The following is a 20,789-nucleotide window of genomic DNA, read 5'->3' on the forward strand; positions in this document are numbered from 1 at the left end:
ACTTTTTGGGTTATTGTAGTTCTGCGCAATATTGCGCGTTTTCATTCAGATTGGATATGGACATGCTAGACATGACCTGGCTTCGCCCCGGCCTATGGGGAGCGGCATGCGGCGCGGCCGCACTTGCCATCGTCGGCTTCACATGGGGAGGTTGGGTGACCAATGGCAGTGCTCAAAAAGCCGCCGGGATCGAGCGAACCTCGGCCATCGCGGCTGCGCTGACGCCCTATTGCCTCGAGAGGGCCAAATCGGATCCAGCTTCGGCAGAGATCTTGGCCGCACTCAAAGCAGCCGGCACCTACGGGCGTAGCGACGTTATCAAGAAGGCCGGATGGGCAACGCCACTTGGCAGCACCGAGCCTAATGTAGACCTTGCACAGGCCTGCCAGATTGCGCTTGGAAGCGCGGGCTAAGTTCAAAGCCTGGGTCGCGGAGCCTGAATGGAAGGAGCCATGCCATGAGTGCAAAGCCATCCAGTAGCGATCAGTTAAACAGAGATCGACGGATAACCGATGCTCAGGGATAAAATTACCAAACCGGTAGCGAGCCCATCGGCTGAGGAATTGATCGTTCAGGCTTCAGACGCTCGCGCTAAGCTGCGCAGCGGACACGGCGCACCAGGCAATGTCGCTTCGGAGGTTCAATTGCCAATCGAAGAGCTTGGTGGCTTTGAGGTGGAAAGCAAGACCTAACTTCTCGAAAAGCTCCCACGATGAAGGAGCTTGAACCGGCGCGGGACAACAAAAGGTTGGCGCCAAAGACGCCGATCGGCGATAGTTCAACCCGCGTTTAGGTTGAAACCCTAACCGTGCCGCGCGGAGGGCGGCCCACGCTTCTCGCCGGACGCTGGGACAACCACCTCAGACAATTCGTCGCAATCCCGGATCTGCGATTTGACTTCTCGCGTCGCGTAACGCGTCACACGGTCGTGCTCAAGCATTGCCGAGCGTAGTGGGTGGAGCCCGACATAAGGGCTTTGCTGCCAACGCTAATTCTCAGAGGCGCTTCCGATGCTTCGCACCGGCTCGGCCTGATGATGCAAACACCAATTGGCGCAACGCTGCCCAGAAAAATCGCGCCTCTATGTCCGGTTTGGGTCGACATCCCAGACCTCAGCGAAGGCGCATTTTTGGAGACGAGTACGATGGCTGACCCTGATCGCTATTCCGGGAGACCGCCGAAGCACGGTCGCGGAGTTTTCATACTGGTTGTTATGGTCGCAGCCTTGGCGCTCCTTGCGGGATGGTTTTCTGGATTTTTGGGCTGAGCTGGCGACAATTGGCATAGGGCGCGCGGCAAGAACTCTAATGTCCGTTCTTCGTGGGTGTCCTCGCAGCGGACGGTCGGCCATCGTGAAGAGTTTCGGGCGCCGGCAGGCGTACGAAAGTCCCCGAGGGAGGGAATCCGCGGGCCAAAAAAGCGGCCGCTTGATTGGTGGATGATCTTTTACTCGGTCGGCAGCGCCATCGAGGCGATCGCCGCCACTGCAATCTACGCGCGGTCCGGCTGGCCGGGAATTTCCTTCCTGGGAACAACATTCAGCGGTGTTGCACTCGCAATATGGATCACGCCTATTTTCAGCGAGCGCAAATCGAGAAATTCGTCGTCTTTGGGTCTCCTTGAGGAAGAGCGCTTTGGGCGGTTGACTGCAGTGCAGACCCAGCAGCAGCTCGCGGCGAGAGACAGCCGACCCGCTTTCAGCGCGAAAATCCTCTATGGTAGGCTGGCCGGGAGCGGTGAGGCATCTATATCGGATCTCATGTGATCTGGCGACGAGTGGTTGCCAGCATGGAGCGTGACAATGGCAAGTCTCGAATTGGCGAAGGTTGAGGAGCGGCCCGGTGGACAACTTCTATTTAATGTTCGCATGACCGCGACCGCGGCCAAGATAGAATTGCCGATCTTAGTTATGGATCAAGGATCAATCGCCTTGAATGAAAGAACCGTTCTTCAGTCCGCACTCGGTTTTGCCGAAGAACTAGAGGGTTCGATCCGGTTCCGTCTTGAGGTCGAGCAACAGGACCTCTAGTTCGAAGCCCCAGAATGAAACTCGTTGCTATGTCGCCAGCGAGCGCGTAGGATTCCTTTGTCAATGGCTTTTGAAGCGGGCGCCGTTGCGTAAAGGTTGAATACCTTCGCCCCAACCAAAGGAGGACCATATGTCTTCCAAACACCCCCACGAATATCTTGATGCAACAGACATGACGATGCTGGAAGGCGTGCTTGAACAAGCGGGATATCGCTGCTCGGGGACTGAGATGGACAGCGAAACACTTGAGGCGGCGAGGTTCCTTCTGCGCCTGGTCCGGAAGGGGATAGTCAGTGAAGAGGAGCTGGGGCTCGCTTTAATTGCTAGAGACAGGGGCGTCGCCGATGGCGAGGAAATGTTTGAGGCGACGGCGGACCATTCTCTTGATCGCTGGACAAACGAGGGCGGAAGCGCGGCACCTCCTCAATCGGCCGGATGTTTTTAACGCTCGCGATCAGACCTGAAAGTCTCCACAGTTCCGCTCCTACTGAGCGCCGCAGGCGGGTGTCCCGCTGGCATTTGAACATGAACTGGTGTTAACCAATGAAAAACACACATTCTCGCGACAGGGATCTGAGGTTTGCCGAACGCGTCGTTGCAATGATCGACCGGCGGCTGTGCAGACAGGTAGCCGTTTTCAAACGAACACGGGCAAACGGTTTGCCAACGGACCAGGAAATTGCGCTGTTGGCGAGACTCTATGACAGCAAGCGACGAGCTGCCGATCGACTTAAACACGTTCAAGCTTTTCTAGCGTAAAGTCTCAAGCTAGTCGTCGGCGCTAGAGCCACCACCGGGAAAGGCTTTTAGGTTGTATCGTCTTGGGTAATTGGAGGATGAGATGTCGAAGCCAATGGATATCCGCCCGCTCGGAGTAGCGATCGACGTAAAGCCAGGCGGCTACCGCGTCGTGACGAATGTTCAGCAGATGGCCGAGATACTTGCCAACAGATGGCCTGACGATAAGCGGAACGATGGTTGGGAAGCGGCTCGCGCCGCATGCGCAAGAGCGCTAGAGACATGGTCCAACGCCGAGGGAGCGCGAGCCACTTTCATCACGGCGGCGGAAAAATCCAACATCCGCGTGAATGCGGATGCGTAGTTCGCCAGTCGGAACCAAACGCAGTTTCATATGTTTGAGCGGATGGAACGGCAATCTTCCAACTCCGCCGTTCCTTCTCACACTGCAATGCCTAAGAGCCCCGCTTGGCCCTCCACGCCGACGGGGTACGTTTCTGTCCACGCCGAGCAAACACCAAGCCCCGTTGTTTGAGACGCTTGACTATGGATGACTGCGGGAGCGCCCGTCAGACTAAAGTCCAAACGAGATTCAGGCTCCAGTCCGATTTCTTCAGCGAACAATGACAGGCAATCTTGGTTGATGCGAGTCGCACAGCCCAAGACCCGCGCGGCGACAGATCAAGGACTTCCCGGTCCCGCCGACCAGGAAAGTCCTTTTGCGAGCACAGAGTTTGGGCCGAGAAAAATAAGCAGGTCTAATCGTGAGGCGATGTCCATGGAACTATCGCGAGGCTTGAGCACTCGGAAGGTAAGTAACTGATGGGCATAGACCTGCAAATGGTTCCTAATTCCTCCACCATCAAACTCGCACTGAAAACTTTGTGCCGTGAGAACGGTGTCGAGCGAGACCGAAGAGCAGTCGCTGCAATCGCGATCCTACTCGACGCTGTGGCAACAAGGCACACACGACGGAGAAGAACTCCAGCGCCTTGCTCGTAAAAAGCTCGCAGAGGCTACAGCAACAACCAATGGTGGCTCGTACGACGCCCGTCAGTAGGCGCACGAGAGCGTGTGGCTAGGCAGGCATCTGCGACTTTTGGTCATCGCTATTCAGTAGTAGGAACAAACGACGAAACGTCGTCAAAAGCTGCAGTTCCCATCGACCCCAGGCCTCCTTATTTTCAATAGGTTGACCTCGGAGCCTTCCCAGCCCCTCTTGGGTCAACGACGTACGGTCCCGGGGCTCAAGGCGAATGGCCGCGACCGTACGCTCTCAATGCTCTTGCTCTGAAATGTCATCGAAATCGACTGCAACGCATCGACCATACCGCAATGACGAGACGCCTCTTCCGTGGCCACGTCGAGGGCTTTTTTTGGATGAGAAGCAGAACGAGGTCGTAGTCTGGAGTTTCCCGCGACGCCATCTCTCGCGCAGCGCTCAACATAAAGATCCGCTGATGCACATTGGTCTCGCTCACGACCCCTGCCCCTCGGAAGCGGGTAAATTCTAGACGCTGGAAGAACGTGCAACTATCCCAACGGTCCCGTGCATCGGTGCGAAAAACAACTACGGTGTTGGTACATGCGTACTAAAGCGTGTCGCAGCTATTCGGCCTCATACCCTGCTGCCCTGAAGAAGTTCAGGCATTCGTCAATGGAGAAAAGACCGACAATCTCGCCCAATGCCTTTGTTACTGCATCGAAGCTTCGTGCAGCACGTTTTCGCAGTAAGGTCTTGAGCTTGGAGAATGCCATCTCGATAGGGTTCAAATCCGGGGAATAGGCTGGCAGGAACAGTAACCATGCGCCTCGTTGCTTGATCAGTTGGGCGGCGCGCTCGCTCTTGTGAAAGCCGACATTGTCAAGGACGACGACATCGCCCTTCGACAAGGTCGGAGCGAGTTGGGTTTCGATCCAGGCTTCGAAGATCAGCCGGTTCATCGGTGCATCGACGATAAATGGCGCGGTCAAGCCGTGGCACCGCAGTCCGGCAATGAAGGTCTGGGTTCTCCATTTGCCGAATGGCGCATGGGTTCGATACCGCTGGCCTTTGGCGCACCATCCGGTGCGCTTGGTCAGCTTGGTATTTGTCGACGTCTCGTCGATAAAAATGAGACGGGCCAATGCTTTGTTGAAGAAGCGCCGCCGTCGCGTGACCCACAGGTCACGGGCGCGGGCGATCTCCGGCCGCAGTTGTTCGCTGGCCGTGAGGCTTTTTTTTATTGCTCAGCCCAAGCCGATGGAGAAATCGACCGATAGTGGCTCGATGGACCATCACACCACGTTCGGTCAGTTCGACACACAACTCGTCCAACGTCACGTCACCATTGCTGGCAACACGCGCGCCAATCCAATCGCTATGCGCCATCAATTTACCGCCACCTGGTGGATGACCTTGCTTGCCCGGCGCGACCGAGCCCTTCAATCGGTGCAGGATCATCATGTTGTTGACGAATCGCGGCGAGACCCGGAAGTGCCGGGCTGCTTCACGATGACTATTGCCTTCTTCCACAAACGCAACCACTCGCTCACGCAACTCCATTGGATGCGGCTTGCCCATGGTCGTCCCCTTTCCATGGCCAAGTGAATCACGATTCACGCCTAAACGGAATCCTGAATCACGTAAGCTGCGACACGCTTTAGGCCTCTCACCCGAAACGCCGAGACCGGGCGGATTGACCGATGCCATGCAAAGCGCGACGACTGGCATGGCGCATCCGCAGCGCTCAATACTTAGGCGCACGGCGGTCCGCATGCCTCGCCGGCGGCGCGGACCGCTTGAATTCCCCCGAGCGGGAGAAGCCAAAGAGGCGCTAGGGCCTGACGATCGGCGTTCTGAAGAGGCTCTTGTCCGATTTCCCATTGGCGGCCGAGCGCGCCAAGTCCAAGGCCGCTTTAACCAGCGCAATTTGAAGGGCTCAATTGACCTTCGATCGATCTTGCCCTGATGGAGACCCCCGGCCGTTCGCGGGGGTTTTCTTTTAACTTGGCTCCCACCGTCTCCCGGTGGGAGCCAAGTTTCCATGCGCTTCCGGGGGACGGCATTCCCCAAAAAAGCGCAATCGTTCCGCTAATAAATTTGCACGAGCCCCGGCCGTTCGGGGGTGGAACATGGCCCTTACGCCGCCGAGCGGGGGCCAAGTTCCACGGCTTGTGTGTGTGTGTTTGCATCCGGTGTCCAACGCCGAAAGCCCGGCCATTATAGAACCGTATACGCAGTTCTCCTAATATTACTTTGGGCGTCTGGGTTTTCTATGCGCCCGCCCGAAAATGGCCCCCGCCGAGGGGCAGGGGCCAAATATGGCTGCGTTCGGCGGGGTGCTGCTTAAAGCATTTCCAAACGCCCCACGCTCTTAAACATGATTGCGGATGTTTAGTTCCGCTAATATATTTTCCCGCCGGACCTAGACGACAAGCCGCCTAACTAGTTGGAACATTTAGCCGGCCCCGACCATCAGACGACTGGTAACTGTGCTATCGTTTTGTCTGTCAGGTGTAGGAGGACACTGCGGGGTCGCTCGGTCTTGCATCTCTATCGGCACGAAAACACCAACATCCCGAACGATCGAATCCGCAGCTTCAAAGAAGCGGGCGTCACCCTCGCAGACAAGATTGGCTGGTCGGCTACATTCCGATGAACCGCTGTAAAATCGGCAACTTCTATTCATCCACAAGTCACCATCGCAAAGCGCGAACCATCGCGATGGCATCATTCGAAAAGGTCGGGGTGATCCGCCTCGATTTGCGGCAAGTCCGAGAGGATGCCGTTGAGGTGCGCGCACATGGCGGATGCCGCAGCGTCAGCGTCACGGCTGTCGATAGCGGTGATAATCGCCTCATGCTCAGCGATAAGCCGCATCATGGAATCTGGGTGGCGAAGCTGCAGATTGCAGACGCGATCCATATGGGCCTTGATGTCGGCAATCGCGTTCCAAGCAAGGCTGCAGCCGGCGCCTTCCGCGATCGCGATATGAAACTGCTCGTCTTCGCGTCGGAATGCGTTGTGGTCGTGGGCCTCCATGGCAGTTCTCTGCCGGGCAAGTATGCTGTCGACCCGGCGCCTCGTCCAGCTGTCGAAACTTTCGCTGGCGCGACGGACAACTGCGGTCTCAAGCGCCTCGCGGACGAAGCGCGCCTCCATCATTTGCCGCGCCGAGATTCTGACGACCACAGTACCCCTGTTGGGGCGCACGTCGACCAGTTTCGATTTTCCGAGCGCGATGAGGGCCTCGCGCACCGGTTGGCGCGATACGCCCATGCGCGTGGCGATCTCCTGCTCTGATAACCGCGTGCCCGGGGCCAGTTCGAGCTTGATGATCGCCTCCCGAAGGTCGCGCTCGACCTGCGCCGCAGCCGTTTCGCCGGTCTCAATCTTCAAGGATTCTATGTTCATGTCTTTCGTCGCCGTCATCCGTTGACATCCATTTTAAACCACCATACAGTACCATACAATTGAAACGCAACATAAATCCGGTGGCTCAAACCGGGTAAAACGGGAGGGCCGGCACGATGTGTCGGCGTGAAGGGTAACGTGCTGTCCAATTTCATTGCGCCTGATTCCAGTGATCCGCGGCTGAACATTAAATCCCGCTACCAGATGCTTGTCGATGGCAAGTCGGTGGATGCCGCCTCGGGTCGCACGATTGACCGTGTCAGCCCTGGTCACGACGGCGTCGTGGTCGGTACCTGGCCCGAGGCCTCGGCCGAGGATGTATGCCTGGCAGTGGCGGCGGCCCGTCGTGCTTTCGACACCGGCCCATGGCCGCGCATGTCGGGCGCGGAGCGTTCACGCCTGATGTTCAAGGTGGCGGACCTGATCCTCAAGCGGCAAGAAGAACTCGCCTTGATTGAAAGCCTGGAGGTGGGCAAGCCGATCACCCAGGCGCGAGGCGAGATCGGATTCTGCGCCGACCTCTGGTCTTACGCCGCCGGCCAGGCGCGCGCGCTCGAAGGTCAGACGCACAATAATATCGGCGACGATCGTCTGGGTCTTGTGTTGCGCGAGCCTGTCGGCGTCGTGGGCATCATCACGCCGTGGAATTTCCCCTTCATCATCGCGTCGGAGCGCGTGCCTTGGGCGATCGGCGCTGGATGCACCGTCGTCCTCAAGCCGTCCGAGTTTACCTCGGGAACGTCGATCCGCATGGCGGAGCTTGCACGCGAGGCCGGTATTCCCGATGGCGTCTTCAACGTGGTCACGGGCTACGGCGATCCGGCTGGCCAGGTGCTCGCCGAGGATCCCGGCGTCGACATGGTTGCCTTCACTGGCTCGGTGCGTGTCGGCACCAAGCTTGGCGAGATCGCCGCGCGCAGCGTCAAGCGCGTCGGGCTGGAGCTCGGCGGCAAGGGTCCGCAGATCGTCTTTGCCGATGCGGACCTCGAGGCCGCGGCCGATGGCATCGCTTACGGTGTCTATCACAATGCCGGGCAGTGCTGCATTTCCGGTAGCCGGCTTCTGGTTCAGGAGGGAATCCGCGACGCATTGATGGAGCGCCTGCTTGATATCTCGCGCAAGGTGACCTTCGGCGATCCTCTGAATGATCGCACGAAGATCGGGGCGATGATCTCCGAAGCCCATGCGACCAAGGTCCATTCCTACGTGGAAGCCGGCATCGCATCGGGTGCCGAACTGCTGCTCGGCGGTGAGCGTGTCAGCAAGGACGCCGGGATCTACTACGCACCCACCGTATTCGCTGGTGTGAAGCCTGACATGTCGATCGCCCGCGAGGAGATATTTGGGCCGGTGCTGTCGTCAATGACCTTCAGGAACGCGGACGAAGCCGTCGCACTCGCCAATGCCAGCGAGTTCGGCCTTTCCGCCTCGGTGTGGTCGACCAATCTCGAATATGCGATGCAGAGCATCCGCCGCATTCGCGCCGGTCGCTGCTGGGTCAACAGTGTCATCGACGGGACACCGGAACTGCCTATCGGCGGGTACAAGAAGAGCGGCCTTGGTCGCGAGTTGGGCCGCTACGGCTTCGACGAATATTCCCAGTTCAAGGGCATTCACGTGACGTTCGGGCGCCCGGCGCCGTGGTTCGGCTAGCAGCGGCACCGTCGTCGCAAGGGCTAAACATATAGGGCGTTTCCGTTTTTGGGAGAAGCGAAACGCCTGGGAGGAAAATCTCGGCCGGCGTGATCTTTGGTCGGAGCCCGCCAGCCGAGACTTGGGTCTTTCGACCCGCATTGCACATCCAAAGGGAGGATACGCAAATGAAATTGACCAGATTGAAAACCGCTGCACTTGCCGCGGGTATCGCTACGATGATGACATCTACGGCATTGGCCGCGGACGTCAAGGCAACGATGATCATCTATCTCGATCCAAGTGTCCAGTTCTTCAACCCCGTGGTAAAGGGTGCGAAGGACGCAGCCGCGCAATTCGGCGTCGATCTCGACGTGCAATATGCCAACAACGATCCGGTTCGCCAGAACGACCTGATCGAGAGCGCGACAGCAAGCGGTGTCGACGGCATCGCTGTTTCCATCTCCTCGTCTGATGCCTTCGATGAAAGCATCTGCGCGGCGGTGAAGGCCGGCATCGTCGTCATCGGCTTCAACAACGACGATCTGGAAGGCGCCAAGGGCAATTGCCGCCAAGCCTATGTCGGCATGAACGAGTTCGCGTCCGGCTACGAGCTCGGCAACCGGATGATCAAGGAATTCGGCCTGAAATCCGGCGACGTCGTCTTCAATCCGCGCGAAATCCCTGAGGCGAGCTTCGCGGTCGCGCGTGGCGGCGGCATTGAGAAGGCGATGAAGGAAAGCGGCATCAAGGTCGAGACGGTTCGCGCCGGCCTCGATCCGGCCGAAGCGCAGAATATCATGGCGCAGTTCCTGATCGCCAATCCGGGCGTCAAGGCGCTGTTCGGCACGGGCTCCGTTACCTCGACTGTGGGCGCCGGCGCCATCAAGGATGCAGGCGTGAAGATTCCGTTCGGCGGCTTCGACCTCGCCGTCGAGATCGTCAACGCTGTCGAGTCCGGCGCGATGTTCGCGACCATGGACCAGCAGCCCTACCTGCAGGGCTACTACCCGATCGCTCAGATCGCGCTTTCGAAGAAGTACGGGCTGACGCCAACCGACGTGGACACCGGCCAGGGCGCCTTCCTCGACAAGTCGCGCATCAGTTCGGTCAAGCCGCTGATCGGCAGCTTTCGCTAACCGCGTTTCGTGGGGGCCTGCCGGAAAGCCGGCAGGTTCTCCATCTTCAACCGATCGAGTACCAGACCGTGACACCAATTCTCGCAGAAAGTGCCGCGCCCCGGTCGCGGACGCAAAAGCAACCGATCCTCAGGCAGATCATGGCGATGCCGGCGGGTGCGATCTTCCTTGTCTTCATGACGCTGCAGATCGTCTGCATCTTAGGCGCCTTGCTCTACCCCGATCAGTTTCGCTATCTCTCGCCACAGAACCTGACGATCCTCATGAAGGCAATTCCAGTGCTTGGCTGCCTTGCGCTCGGTGCTGGTGTGCTGATGATTTCAGGGGAGTTCGACCTTTCCATCGGTTCCGTCTATACCTTCACCGCCATCCTGATGGCGAGCCTTGTGGGCGCCGGGTTGAGCGCTTTTGTTGCCGCTCCGCTCGGTATCCTGGCCGGCATCATGATCGGGCTGCTCAACGGCCACATCACGCTGCGCTTCGGACTGCCCTCCTTTATCGTGACCTTGGGCGGCCTGCTGTTCTGGCGCGGCGCTGTCCTGCTCTATAACGGCGCCGTCCAGGTCCGCTTCGACCCTGAGCCGATCTTCACCAGCCTGTTTTCCGGCACGCTTTTAGGCATCAATGCGGCCTTCATCTGGATCGTGCTCTTCGTCGTCGGCTTCCACTATCTCGTCCACCGCCACCGCTTCGGCAACCATGTGTTCGCGACCGGCGGCAACCGCGGTGCTGCGGAGGCGATCGGCATCAACACCAACCACGTGAAGCTCGTGGCATTTGCGATCGCTGGCGGCATGGCGGCGGTGGCCGGCATCCTTGCGACATCACGGGTCGGCAGCGTGCAGCCAGGGCAGGGCGCCGGACTGGAACTCCAGGCCATCGCCGCCTGCGTGATCGGCGGACTGTCGCTACGCGGCGGCCGCGGGTCAATCATCGGTATCTTCCTCGGCGTGCTCCTGATCCATACGATTACCGACGTTCTGCTGCTCCTGCGCGCGCCGGGCTTCTATCTCGACATGTTCATCGCGACGCTGATCGTGCTGGCCGCCATCTTCAACCATCTTATCGAGCGGCGAGGTCTTGCGTGATGTCGGCCCCAAATCTTCTCGAACTGCACAACATCTCGAAAAGCTTCGGCGCGCTGACGGCGCTGCGAAACTTAAGCTTCCATATTGGCGAAGGCGAAGTGGTGGGGCTGCTCGGCGACAACGGTGCCGGCAAGTCGACTACCGTGAACCTGATCTCAGGGATCCACAAGCCGACGGAAGGCTATCTCAGCGTCGACGGCAGGAAGACCGCTTTCAGCTGCCGGTCGGACTCGGCCGATGCTGGCATCGAAACCATCTATCAGCACACGGCGCTGGTGGATTCCCTGTCGATCACCCGCAACATCTTCATGGGTCGCGAACTTACCGATCGCTTCGGCTTCCTCAGGCAGCGCGAGATGCGCGAGATCGCGATGGAGGTGCTGCAGAATGCCGTCCACATCTCGGGCATTGATTCTCCCGACACGTTGGTAGGCAACCTTTCCGGCGGCCAGAAACAGGCGGTCGCCATTGCTCGCGCAGTCTATTTCAAGAAGCGAGTGCTGCTTCTTGACGAACCGACCTCGGCACTGTCGGTTCGCGAGACGGAGGCGCTTTTGAACCAGGTGCTGAAGCTCAAGGCCGAGAACGTGTCCAGCGTGCTTGTAACGCACAATATCTACCACGCCTATCAGGTCTGCGACCGCTTCGTGATCATGAGCCATGGCACCAAGGTGTTCGATGTCGACAAGGCAGACACGACGATCAACCAGCTGACCGAATATGTCGTACTCACCTGATCCCGCATTCCAGACAAAAGAGGCATAGCCCGTGACAATTTCAGTATCAGTACGCCAGGTCGTAGGACCCGAGGACGCAGCAAAGCGTGACACGCAGGGTTTGCGCGATGGGTTCGTGATCGAGGGGCTGTTTCGCGAAGGAGAGGCCAATCTCACCTACAGTCATCTCGATCGCATGATCGTCGGCGGTGTCATGCCGGATACCAAGCCTCTGGAGATCGCTGCCATTGCGCAGACCGGCACCGAGCGCTTTCTCGATCGGCGCGAAGCCGCTGTCGTCAATATCGGTGGAGCGGGTACGGTCAGCGTCGCCGGAAAACGCTACGAGCTCGATTTCCAGGAGGCACTCTATATCGGGATGGGTGAGGGTGCCCTGAGCTTCACCAGCCTTGACGTTGCCGAACCGGCACTGTTCTACCTGCTGAGCGCACCCGCACATCGTGCTTGCCCAACGGTTCACATTACCCGCGAGATGGCCAAAAAGGTGACTGTGGGCACCGCAGAGGAATCCAACGCGCGCACCATCAACCAGTACGTCCATCCCGACGTCTGCGAGAGCTGCCAATTGCTCGTGGGGCTAACGATGTTCGAGCCAGGTTCGGTCTGGAATACGATGCCGGCGCATGTCCACGACCGGCGCATGGAGGTCTATCTCTATTTTGGCATGCAGGAGACGACGCGGATATTCCACTTCATGGGTGAACCGGGTGAGACACGGCATGTCGTCCTGAAGAACCACGAGGCGGTTCTGTCGCCCGGCTGGTCCATCCATTCTGGCGCTGGTACAGGCCGCTATGCCTTTATCTGGGCCATGGCCGGCGACAATATGAGCTTCACCGACATGGACAAGGTGCCGATGGAAGCGCTGCGATGAGCCCTTTCGATCTTACCGCCGCTGCGCCATCGTCACCGGCGCCAATACTGGCATTGGTCAGGCAATTGCGATTGGTCTGGCGGAAGCGGGCGCTGATATTGTCGGCGCCGGCCGCTCGGCCATGGACGACACCGCGCATGTGGTCACATCGACGGGGCGCCGGTTTGTATCGCTCAAGGCGGACCTGTCTGATACCAAGGAGGCAGGGGCCGTTGTCGAGCGCGCCTTTGCCGCCGGCGCTTCCCCTGACATCCTCGTCAACAATGCCGGCATCATACGCCGAGCCGATGCGCTCGAGTTTACAGAAGAGGACTGGGATGCCGTTCTGGACACCAATCTGAAATCCGTCTTCTTCCTCTGCCAGGCGTTCGCGAAGGCAGCACTCGCTCGGGATATGCCGGCGAAGATCATCAACATCGCCTCGCTCCTGTCGTTTCAGGGTGGCGTTCGTATTCCATCCTACACGGCATCGAAGAGCGGGCTGGCCGGTATCACCAGGCTGATGGCGAACGAATGGGCGTCGAAAGGCATCAATGTCAATGCGATCGCGCCCGGCTATGTCGAGACCAACAACACCGAGGCGCTTCGCGCCGATGCGGAAAGAAGCGCGGATATCCTGAAGCGCATTCCGGCCGCGCGCTGGGCCAAGTCACAGGATATGGTGGGGGCAGCGGTTTTTCTTGCCTCGCGCGCCTCGGATTATGTTCATGGGACGTTGCTGCCAGTCGACGGCGGCTGGCTCGCCCGATAGGAGATGTGATGGCCGATTACCACACGTTTCCCGGGGCCAGGAGTCATTGTGAACGGGCTTCCGAATTCCCATTCGGGCAGACCTCGACAGTGTCTCTTCGGGGGCACCGTTGATTTCACTGACGCCGGGACGTTGTTGGTGAATGTACGAAGAACGTGTTCGTTCGTCTCTGGCGAGGCTTCGCAGGCCTCCCGCCTTGAAGGTCAACCGACGTTTGCGCTCTATGCTATTGCTCCAATTAAACGCATGCAAAGGGCGAAGTGCGTCGCGGCCAACGGCGTTAGACAAGGCCATTTTGGAAAGGCGGCTATTGCTTCTGTTTCGAGGACTGCACAGAGCCGCCCTCGTTCTCCCACGTAGCAATAGCATCAGAATTGCGGCTCTGTCGCTGCCGTTTGAACGGAGAATAGTTCTTCGTGGGAATGGTCGCAGCTTCAATTCTGCGAATGATGACAGTTTCAGCCTGACGCAAATCACCCTCGGCGGCTTGCATTTCCGAAGTGTTGTAGTTGGCGCGTCTAAGAACGCGCCGGAGCGTCGCTCGTGGTTCCTCAGAGCTGTGGCACATTGTTTTCAATCCTTGATCTTTGGAAGGTGTAGCGTTGCGCGTTTACGAGACTGATCTCACTGCGGCTGGTCTGAGGCTTCTACATGCTTCCAGGTCCGGGCTTGGCGCTTTGGAGTAGATGCGGATTGGCTTCCTTTCTTCGCCAGGCAGACCCAAGTGCCTTGGCTTTCCCGCTCTATAACTTTCTGTTTTCTGGTGCTTTCTTGATTATGGATCTCCTGCCTCGCTCGGCGTTCTAGAGGGGCCGGCGGCCCGCGTTCATTAGAAGCTGGCGCTCTGTCGCCGTTGGTCCCAGGAGCTTCAGCAACCGCTTTTCTTCAAATCGATCAAGCCTGAAACGCTTGGCGTATTCACGGATATTCCAAACCCTTGCCAATTTTGCAGGCGCATATTTGTCGGTATTGTTAGCGGTCATGATGTTGATCTCCAGGTGTGGTTTCGCGAATTTCACGTTGCTGATGCAGAGGAGGTCGGCGACGCTGTATGGTGCGAGCTGACCGCGGTCGCATGCTGGTTTATTCCGTGAGCATTGTTGGGGCGGCTCAATCCATAAACAGAATCGAGAGAGCTAGCCCGAAGCGTACCCGTCGGGCACCTCATGCTTTGGAAGCAAGGCTTTCCTCACCGTCTTCTGCATCCCTCTGCATTGCCGCCTCCAGTTCCTGTAGAGGAACCTGCAGCAATTGCCTGGTGCCAATCTCGACCCCCACCGCCGGAATTTCGAGATGGGTTCCGGTTCTTCTGTAGGCAGGAAAGGAGAGTCCCTCGATCAGCTCCTCATCCACTATGAGCCGGTAGGTGCCGGCATCAAGCGGCACGATCAGCGAACCTAGAATGAACGGGTGAGAAAAGGTGATTTCAGATGCTGTGGTGCGTTCGATCATGGGAAAACCTCATGTCTGTTGGGTTGGTCATGCCGCCAGCGCCTTGCGGCCCGTAAATGTGCGCGCTGCTACCGCTACCCGAACGTGCCGTGGAGTATGAGGTAAAGAACGAAAGCCATGCATATTAGTGGTGTCGACTTGATGATGAAATCGACATAGCGAAATCGGCTGAGGTAGCGAGTTGCGCGGTGTAGGGATTGGGTGGAAGACATCGTGTCCTCCTTGATTGGGGCTAGAGCGTTTCTAAGTGCCCTTGAAAGCAGCGCCCGTGCTGTGGCTGCTACCTTAGCAAATATGGGGATGCCCAATCACAATTACAAGATGAGGCTGACGGCAATCCTCGAAAACGAGAGCCATTCTTCTGCCACCGACCCAGAGCAGTCACATCCAAGCTAAAGAAATCGGCGTAGTTCTTAAGCAGCGATACCGCGACTTTCTACAGTCCTCTCAGCCGATACGGGGAGCGCTCGCGCTGAACCTCAATCCCGGCAAGTGCACATTCTGTTCGAGATGTTCGGCAGTCGAAAGGTCGATGTCGATCACGCCGAGATTCTCCTCCAATCAATGCTGTTTCGTTCTGCCTGGGACAGATCGGCGAGATGGCCTTCTTATGAAGGTCAGGCCGAAGTGACCTCAACTGATCGCTTGCCATTAGATAGGCATGCGCCCATTGTCGCCACTTCAGCAGCAATTCTTACAGGCGCGGCTGCTTCAGGGCCACCAACCCTGGCCTTACTTGAAAGGAGGACCTGTGTCTTCCAGCATTCAGCACGTCGACTTTCGTGCACGTGACGCTCAAATCCTTCAGACGCTGCTTAAGCGAGCACATTACTTGACCTCCAAGATGCGGCCTCTCGCCGGTCCTCTGCATGTCCCCTCAGAGTCCGTGTTGCTGCGCTCTATAGAGGGCGCAATGCCGGAGATGGTGAAATGAGCGAGACGACCGAAATGCCCTACGCGCATCGGCGCGAGGTGAACGGCAGTTGGGCGGTGGTTGACACGCACTCCAGCAGTGTCGCCAAGCCGCGATTCATTCCCCTACTAAACCTTTCGAAAATCGATGCTGAGGAGATGGCGTGCGTGCTTAATCGGGAAGCGACCGGGACTAGGTCCCTGTCTGCATCGCTACGAGATACAGGGTCTGCTGGGCAACTAGCTGCAATCCTCTAGATTCACGTCCGGGAGAAGCTGGGCAGCGCATGATTGAGAGCGTCAAGTAAGCCGTCCCTCCTCATGAAAGCTCCTATGAAGACATGGCGCCGGGACGGGTTCACTCTGCTGCTTCGCGGCCCCGGATGGGTCGAGAGTCGTTTGAAGAACTGTCGCAAGGCTCGATGTGGTTCGCGCCTTCGACGAGCTGGAGGGTCTTACCCGGGCTGAATGGGAAAGCACAGGGCGTTTCGCACGCCCGGCCCCAACGCGGCGGCGGCCTTCACCTAGTTGTGCTCGGAACTGTCAGACAGGGCGGAACACTTGACTGGTATTTTTGTTCTCATAGCGAGACACACCCGCTCTCCTCAGTGAAGGAGCAACAACGTGCCATCGGCAAGCGGAGCCACTGCAACTAAGTTAGGCGTGACCTCTGGCACCAGCAATCCTTCCTCAAGAGAAGCGCTGGCTTACAGGCGTTCGAGCACCCGCGCGCAGGATACCAAGCCCGGTGAGCAGATCCGCAAAAACACCGAGGCTTAAACACACTTTGTGGGTCGGTGACAAACGGGCTCTTGCAACTCAATACGACCGGTCAGTTTGGCAGGGTCAAAGGAAATACAAAATGGCGACCGATGACAATACCGAACTGAACGTCGATAACGTGGCAGAGCCCAAACCGGGTCCCGTCGCACAAGCCAGAACGCTGGATCTGCCGACCAATCCGGTGGTTGTGCTGCTCTCACTGCTGGTAGCGCTCGCCATATTGTGTATTGCCTACCTGGCGGCCGAAATCGTGCTGCCCATTGTTCTCGCGTTCGTTCTTAAGCTTCTATTCCAGCCGGCCATGCGATTGCTCGAGAAACTCCATTTTCCGCGAAGCCTTGCAGCTTTGTTGCTAATCCTGTTGTTCTTCGGCGCCATCGTCGGTATCGGGGCTGCGATCTCCGGTCCGGCGACGGAGTGGGCTGCGAAGCTGCCCGAAGGTATTCCCAGATTGCAGGAGCGTCTGAAGTTCCTCAATCAACCCGTGAAAGCACTCCAGACGTTCCTGCATCAGCTTGACAACTTCATGCAGCAGGGTTCCGTCTCAAGTGGGGGAGGCGGTTCAACGATCGCAGCGACGCTATTTGCTGGAACTACCCACTTCGCAGCCAGTTTCTTCGAAACCATCATCATATTGTTTTTTTTGCTCGTATCCGGAAGCACGTTCTTAAAACGGATGGTCGAAATACTGCCTAACTTCAAGGAGAAGCGCCAGGTCGTCGAAATGTCCCAGGATGTCGAGAAGAATATCTCCGCCTATCTGGTCACCATCACAGTCATGAATGGCGCCGTTGGTCTGGCCACAGGCATAGCCATGTGGCTGACAGGGCTCGGTGATCCGGTTCTATGGGGTGTCGTGGCGTTTCTTCTAAACTATGTCCCCATCATGGGACCCCTTCTAGGGGTCGGAATTTTTTTCCTCGCCGGCCTTCTGGTAATAGATCCGTTGTGGCTGGCTCTTCTACCGGCTGCGCTCTATTTTCTAATCCATGTGGCCGAGGGAGAGATCATCACGCCGATGCTGCTCGCCCGGCGCTTCACACTCAATCCTGTACTTGTAATCATAGCGCTAATTTTCTGGTTCTGGATGTGGGGTGTGCCGGGAGCAATTCTGGCCGTACCGATGCTGGCCGTCACGAAAATCGTCTGCGATGGAATTCGGCCTCTTGCCGCCATCGGGCACTTCCTCAGCGGTGACGAATAATTGCGACACTCTGTTGTTCCTGCGGCGGAGCTGCTGGAAGACTCCAATGTGGATATGCCGCGGCTCGTTCGGCAGCTTCTCACGGCAAGACGTCTGGAGCGCCCTTTCAACGTTCAAACGCCCTGTTCGAATTTGTCGGCGGTTTCGGTCAAGCACCGACATTGTGGACTGCCGACAGCGCGCCCCGGCTTGATGGTCCCACATCAGCGTCTTCCCGCGGAAAACCTCGTCTACTCAGCGTTTGAGTCCGCCAGGAAAAGCAACGAAAGCGACGGCTCATGAAAAACGGTTTCGGCAGATCGCTATCGAAGGCGCTCAAGACGCAGAAGAAGTTCCGCAAGCTACTCGAGAAGGCGTTTCGAGGTTCATCGGCCAAAAGAAAGCGTACTCGACCCTCCACTCGGAAAACACCCTGTGTCCTTCGGCAGACATCCGCTTTCGGCACCAATCCCGGTGGTCTTATCATGAAATCCTTCGTTCCGGAGAGGCGGGAACATGTCCCAGCGCTGGTCGTTCTGCTGCACGGCTGCCGCCAGACCCCCGAAAGCCTTGATGCCGCAAGCGGTTTCTCGAAGCTCGCCAGGGAGCGCGGGTTCATCCTCCTTTATCCGGAGCAGACGAAGGCGAACAACGCGCAAGGGTGCTTTAACTGGTTTCGTCCGAGCGCCGTTGCCTACGACCGTGGGGAGTTAATGTCGATACGGAAGATGATCGAGTACGTATGTGTCCGCCATCGGATCGACCGGTCGCGCATCTTCATTGCCGGACTGTCAGCCGGCGGGGCGATGACCTCCGCGCTGGTCGCCAACTATCCCGAATCGTTCGCAGGGGTGGCGATCATTGTCGGCCTGCCGTTTGGCGCTGCGGGCGACGCAATGTCGGCCCTGCGCGTGATGCGGTCCGGGGCTTCGGCTCCGCGAGGCGGATGGGGACGGCGCGTCAGAGAAAACGTCGCCAGATTGCCGCGCGTGGCCCTCAGTGACGATTTGGCAGGAAGCGCGGGACAGGGTGGTCAATCCCGTCAACGCAAATGCATGCATTGCGCAATGGCTCGAAGTGCTTGGGATCCCCGAAGAAGCCGGGCGATTCGAGGAGAAATCATGGGGCGTCCTGCGGTCTTGGAAGCGAGCAGGGCAAGTCCGCGTGGCGCTCTATTCAGTCGCGGGATTGGGTCACGGCATTCCGATAAGCAAAGCGGCCGCCACCGCGCCGAAACGCTCGCAAGACCCCTTCGTGCTACCGGCAGAAATCTCCGCGCCAAATCAGTTGATGCGACTGTGGGGGCTGCGCAGGCTCTAGGGCTGCCCGATGGTCGCGCGGTGCGCGCGTCCATCGGGTCCAGATCGTTGACCTTAGGCTTTAGGCCGCCTTTTCAGCGTTCTGGTTGACGACCTTCGTGGCGATCGCGGTGAGGGCGAGGTCGGTCGCCTGCTCTTCGTCAAGCGTGGTCTGAAGGAGTTTCGCTGCGTCCTTCCTGCCAAGTTCAAGCGCCCATGTTCTAAGGGTGCCATAGCGCGACATCTCATAGTGCTCGACGGCCTGAGCGGCGGCCAGGAGGCCGGCATCGAGAGCCGGAGCGCCCTGATAGTCCTCGATGATCTCAGCGCCCTCCTTTACGATACCCATGATTGCGTCGCAGGTCTTTTGTTCCGGCTTCTTGCCGATGATCTTGAAGACCTCTTCCAGCCGCTGCACATGGACCTTCGTCTCGGCGAGGTGCTTCGTAAAGGCGTCCTTGAGCTGCTTGCTCTTCGCGGCGTCGTGCATCTTTGGCAGCGTGGCGACGATCTTGTTTTCTGCGAAATAGACATCCTTCAGCGTGTCGTGGAAAAGCACGTCGAGTGTTTTGATTTCCTTGGCCATGATTGGCTCCTCGGGTTGGTTGAATTTTCTTTCGCACCAGGCGATAACCTCGCCTGGCTTCGTTCTCGCCGGATCTGATCGATCGATCAGAGGTTTGCGGGACTGCGGTATCTTTTGCGCTCTTGGTCGATCTGATCCGGGGCGTAGGGGTCGAGCGTGTCGTCGAACTCCGTCCAGCCCTGTTCGTTGTAAGCCGCCCGGCGTTCGACGGGATCGACCCAGTTTAAGCCCTTCAGGATCGCTTCGGCCTCAGTTGCAAATGCATCGTCGACCCTTGCCGTCACGAGCGAGCCGCCGCGTCGAATGCCCTCGGCATAGAGATGGGCGTCCTCCTCGGACACCCCGGAATCCGTCAGGGCGCCAATCAGTCCGCCGGCTGCACCGCCTGCGACTGCGCCAGCAACAGCGCCGACCGCCGTCGCGGCAAGCCAACCAGCCGCAACGACGGGACCGACGCCAGGAATGGCCATAATGCCCAAACCGGTAAGAAGGCCGCCTGCACCGCCGACAACCGCGCCAAGTCCGGCGCCGGATTCAGCCCCGGTCGCAGTACCCGACTGGTTGCTAACGTGGCCGTCGTCCGCGTTATTGGAGACGATGCTGATGTCGGTGGAGGGTATGCCCGCTGCTTCCAGGGCGCTGACGGCCGAGCTTGCATCGTTATAGTCGTCGAAAAGTCCGGTGATCGTTTTCATGAAAGTCTCCTCAAAAGGGGTTCGATCGCTATTGGCGATCACATGGCGACAATGTTGCCTTGATAGTCGAGGCTGACCTTGACGGGCTTGCCGTCCTTGGTGGCGGACGCCTGCCATACGCCCTTGTCATCGAGCTTCAGTCCCGTCACGCCGCTGTAACCTCCCTGCTCAATGCGGTCCTTTGCTTGCGCCTCGGTGAAGCTGTTGGCTCCCTCTACAGGCGCGGTCGGATTCTTCGTGTTGGGAGTTGCAACTGCGGGCATTTTGCCCTCGGTCGATGGTGCTGGGGTTGTCTGGGCAGCAGCCATCATCGCCGACGCTGCGACGAGCGCCGCGGCCAAAATCATGATTTTCATTGAGATTCCTCGTTTTCCCGGAGCGGGTTCACACGTCCGTGAGATGAGAACTCGCCGCGCAACGTTATGTTCCGACGTTAAGATGGAATGGAGGTGAATCTCCGTTGCTGGCCACGGCCCCGGCCTCGGCGACCGTGCAC

General features: G+C 58.4%; 19 protein-coding genes. 12 read left to right on the top strand and 7 right to left on the bottom strand.

Annotated elements, in window-relative coordinates:
* Positions 1-62: 62 nt before the first annotated feature.
* The 4 genes from C934_RS0129235 (at position 63) to C934_RS32915 (ending at position 3,131) form a co-directional block, all read left to right on the top strand.
* On the top strand, positions 63-413 hold the full coding sequence (locus C934_RS0129235; RefSeq protein WP_018860066.1) for a hypothetical protein: 351 nt from the start codon (positions 63-65) through the stop codon (positions 411-413).
* Between the two features lie 1,388 nt (positions 414-1,801).
* Positions 1,802-2,029, top strand: a complete 228-nt coding sequence (locus C934_RS0129250) for a hypothetical protein (RefSeq protein WP_018860069.1) — start codon at positions 1,802-1,804, stop codon at positions 2,027-2,029.
* Positions 2,030-2,159: 130 nt separating this feature from the next.
* A complete protein-coding gene (locus C934_RS0129255; RefSeq protein WP_018860070.1) occupies positions 2,160-2,474 on the top strand; it encodes a hypothetical protein in 315 nt (104 codons plus the stop codon).
* 396 nt (positions 2,475-2,870) lie between these two features.
* Positions 2,871-3,131 (top strand): DUF982 domain-containing protein, encoded by a 261-nt coding sequence (locus tag C934_RS32915; RefSeq protein WP_018860071.1) that lies wholly within the window; start codon positions 2,871-2,873, stop codon positions 3,129-3,131.
* 1,244 nt (positions 3,132-4,375) lie between these two features.
* Here the strand turns inward: C934_RS32915 and C934_RS34335 are convergent.
* Positions 4,376-5,330 (bottom strand): IS630 family transposase gene (locus C934_RS34335; protein ID WP_113471191.1). Its coding sequence is split into 2 segments (ribosomal slippage): positions 4,376-4,993 and positions 4,995-5,330, totalling 954 coding nucleotides; the frame shifts between segments, so codons are not numbered across the junction.
* A 1,149-nt stretch (positions 5,331-6,479) separates the two neighbouring features.
* A complete protein-coding gene (locus tag C934_RS0129280; protein WP_018860075.1) occupies positions 6,480-7,181 on the bottom strand; it encodes a GntR family transcriptional regulator in 702 nt (233 codons plus the stop codon).
* Positions 7,182-7,301: 120 nt separating this feature from the next.
* On the opposite strand from C934_RS0129280, the gene C934_RS0129285 reads away from it, so the two are divergent.
* The 6 genes from C934_RS0129285 (at position 7,302) to kduD (ending at position 13,384) form a co-directional block, all read left to right on the top strand.
* Positions 7,302-8,816: an aldehyde dehydrogenase family protein gene (locus C934_RS0129285; RefSeq protein WP_026372184.1), complete on the top strand. Its 1,515-nt coding sequence runs from the start codon at positions 7,302-7,304 to the stop codon at positions 8,814-8,816.
* Between the two features lie 167 nt (positions 8,817-8,983).
* Positions 8,984-9,934, top strand: a complete 951-nt coding sequence (locus tag C934_RS0129290; RefSeq protein WP_018860077.1) for a sugar ABC transporter substrate-binding protein — start codon at positions 8,984-8,986, stop codon at positions 9,932-9,934.
* Positions 9,935-10,002: 68 nt separating this feature from the next.
* On the top strand, positions 10,003-11,022 hold the full coding sequence (locus tag C934_RS0129295; protein ID WP_026372185.1) for an ABC transporter permease: 1,020 nt from the start codon (positions 10,003-10,005) through the stop codon (positions 11,020-11,022).
* A complete protein-coding gene (locus tag C934_RS0129300) occupies positions 11,022-11,759 on the top strand; it encodes an ATP-binding cassette domain-containing protein (RefSeq protein WP_018860079.1) in 738 nt (245 codons plus the stop codon). The genes C934_RS0129295 and C934_RS0129300 overlap by 1 nt, the downstream gene beginning before the upstream one ends.
* 31 nt (positions 11,760-11,790) lie before the next feature.
* Positions 11,791-12,633 (top strand): 5-dehydro-4-deoxy-D-glucuronate isomerase, encoded by an 843-nt coding sequence (kduI, locus tag C934_RS0129305; RefSeq protein ID WP_026372186.1) that lies wholly within the window; start codon positions 11,791-11,793, stop codon positions 12,631-12,633.
* A 28-nt stretch (positions 12,634-12,661) separates the two neighbouring features.
* Positions 12,662-13,384, top strand: a complete 723-nt coding sequence (gene kduD / locus C934_RS32920) for a 2-dehydro-3-deoxy-D-gluconate 5-dehydrogenase KduD (protein ID WP_051085633.1) — start codon at positions 12,662-12,664, stop codon at positions 13,382-13,384.
* Between the two features lie 803 nt (positions 13,385-14,187).
* On the opposite strand, the gene C934_RS0129320 is transcribed toward kduD, so the two are convergent.
* The gene (locus C934_RS0129320) at positions 14,188-14,367 is read right to left on the bottom strand and encodes a hypothetical protein (RefSeq protein WP_018860083.1); all 180 of its coding nucleotides are present in this window, start codon (positions 14,365-14,367) and stop codon (positions 14,188-14,190) included.
* 181 nt (positions 14,368-14,548) lie between these two features.
* Positions 14,549-14,836 (bottom strand): hypothetical protein, encoded by a 288-nt coding sequence (locus C934_RS0129325; RefSeq protein ID WP_018860084.1) that lies wholly within the window; start codon positions 14,834-14,836, stop codon positions 14,549-14,551.
* A gap of 1,774 nt (positions 14,837-16,610) precedes the next feature.
* Between C934_RS0129325 and C934_RS0129350 the strand changes: the two genes are divergently transcribed.
* On the top strand, positions 16,611-17,735 hold the full coding sequence (locus C934_RS0129350) for an AI-2E family transporter (protein WP_018860088.1): 1,125 nt from the start codon (positions 16,611-16,613) through the stop codon (positions 17,733-17,735).
* Between the two features lie 278 nt (positions 17,736-18,013).
* The gene (locus C934_RS32925) at positions 18,014-19,123 is read left to right on the top strand and encodes an extracellular catalytic domain type 1 short-chain-length polyhydroxyalkanoate depolymerase (RefSeq protein ID WP_335328556.1); all 1,110 of its coding nucleotides are present in this window, start codon (positions 18,014-18,016) and stop codon (positions 19,121-19,123) included.
* Here the strand turns inward: C934_RS32925 and C934_RS0129360 are convergent.
* The 3 genes from C934_RS0129360 to C934_RS0129370 all read right to left on the bottom strand — a co-directional run bounded on the left by C934_RS0129360 (position 19,095) and on the right by C934_RS0129370 (position 20,649).
* Positions 19,095-19,598 (bottom strand): YciE/YciF ferroxidase family protein, encoded by a 504-nt coding sequence (locus C934_RS0129360; RefSeq protein ID WP_018860089.1) that lies wholly within the window; start codon positions 19,596-19,598, stop codon positions 19,095-19,097. The genes C934_RS32925 and C934_RS0129360 overlap by 29 nt on opposite strands.
* Positions 19,599-19,684: 86 nt before the next feature.
* On the bottom strand, positions 19,685-20,293 hold the full coding sequence (locus tag C934_RS0129365) for a general stress protein (RefSeq protein WP_018860090.1): 609 nt from the start codon (positions 20,291-20,293) through the stop codon (positions 19,685-19,687).
* Positions 20,294-20,331: 38 nt separating this feature from the next.
* Positions 20,332-20,649, bottom strand: a complete 318-nt coding sequence (locus tag C934_RS0129370) for a PepSY domain-containing protein (RefSeq protein ID WP_018860091.1) — start codon at positions 20,647-20,649, stop codon at positions 20,332-20,334.
* Positions 20,650-20,789: the final 140 nt, after the last annotated feature.

Source organism: Rhizobium sp. 42MFCr.1 (assembly GCF_000377185.1).
GTDB lineage: Bacteria > Pseudomonadota > Alphaproteobacteria > Rhizobiales > Rhizobiaceae > Rhizobium > Rhizobium altiplani.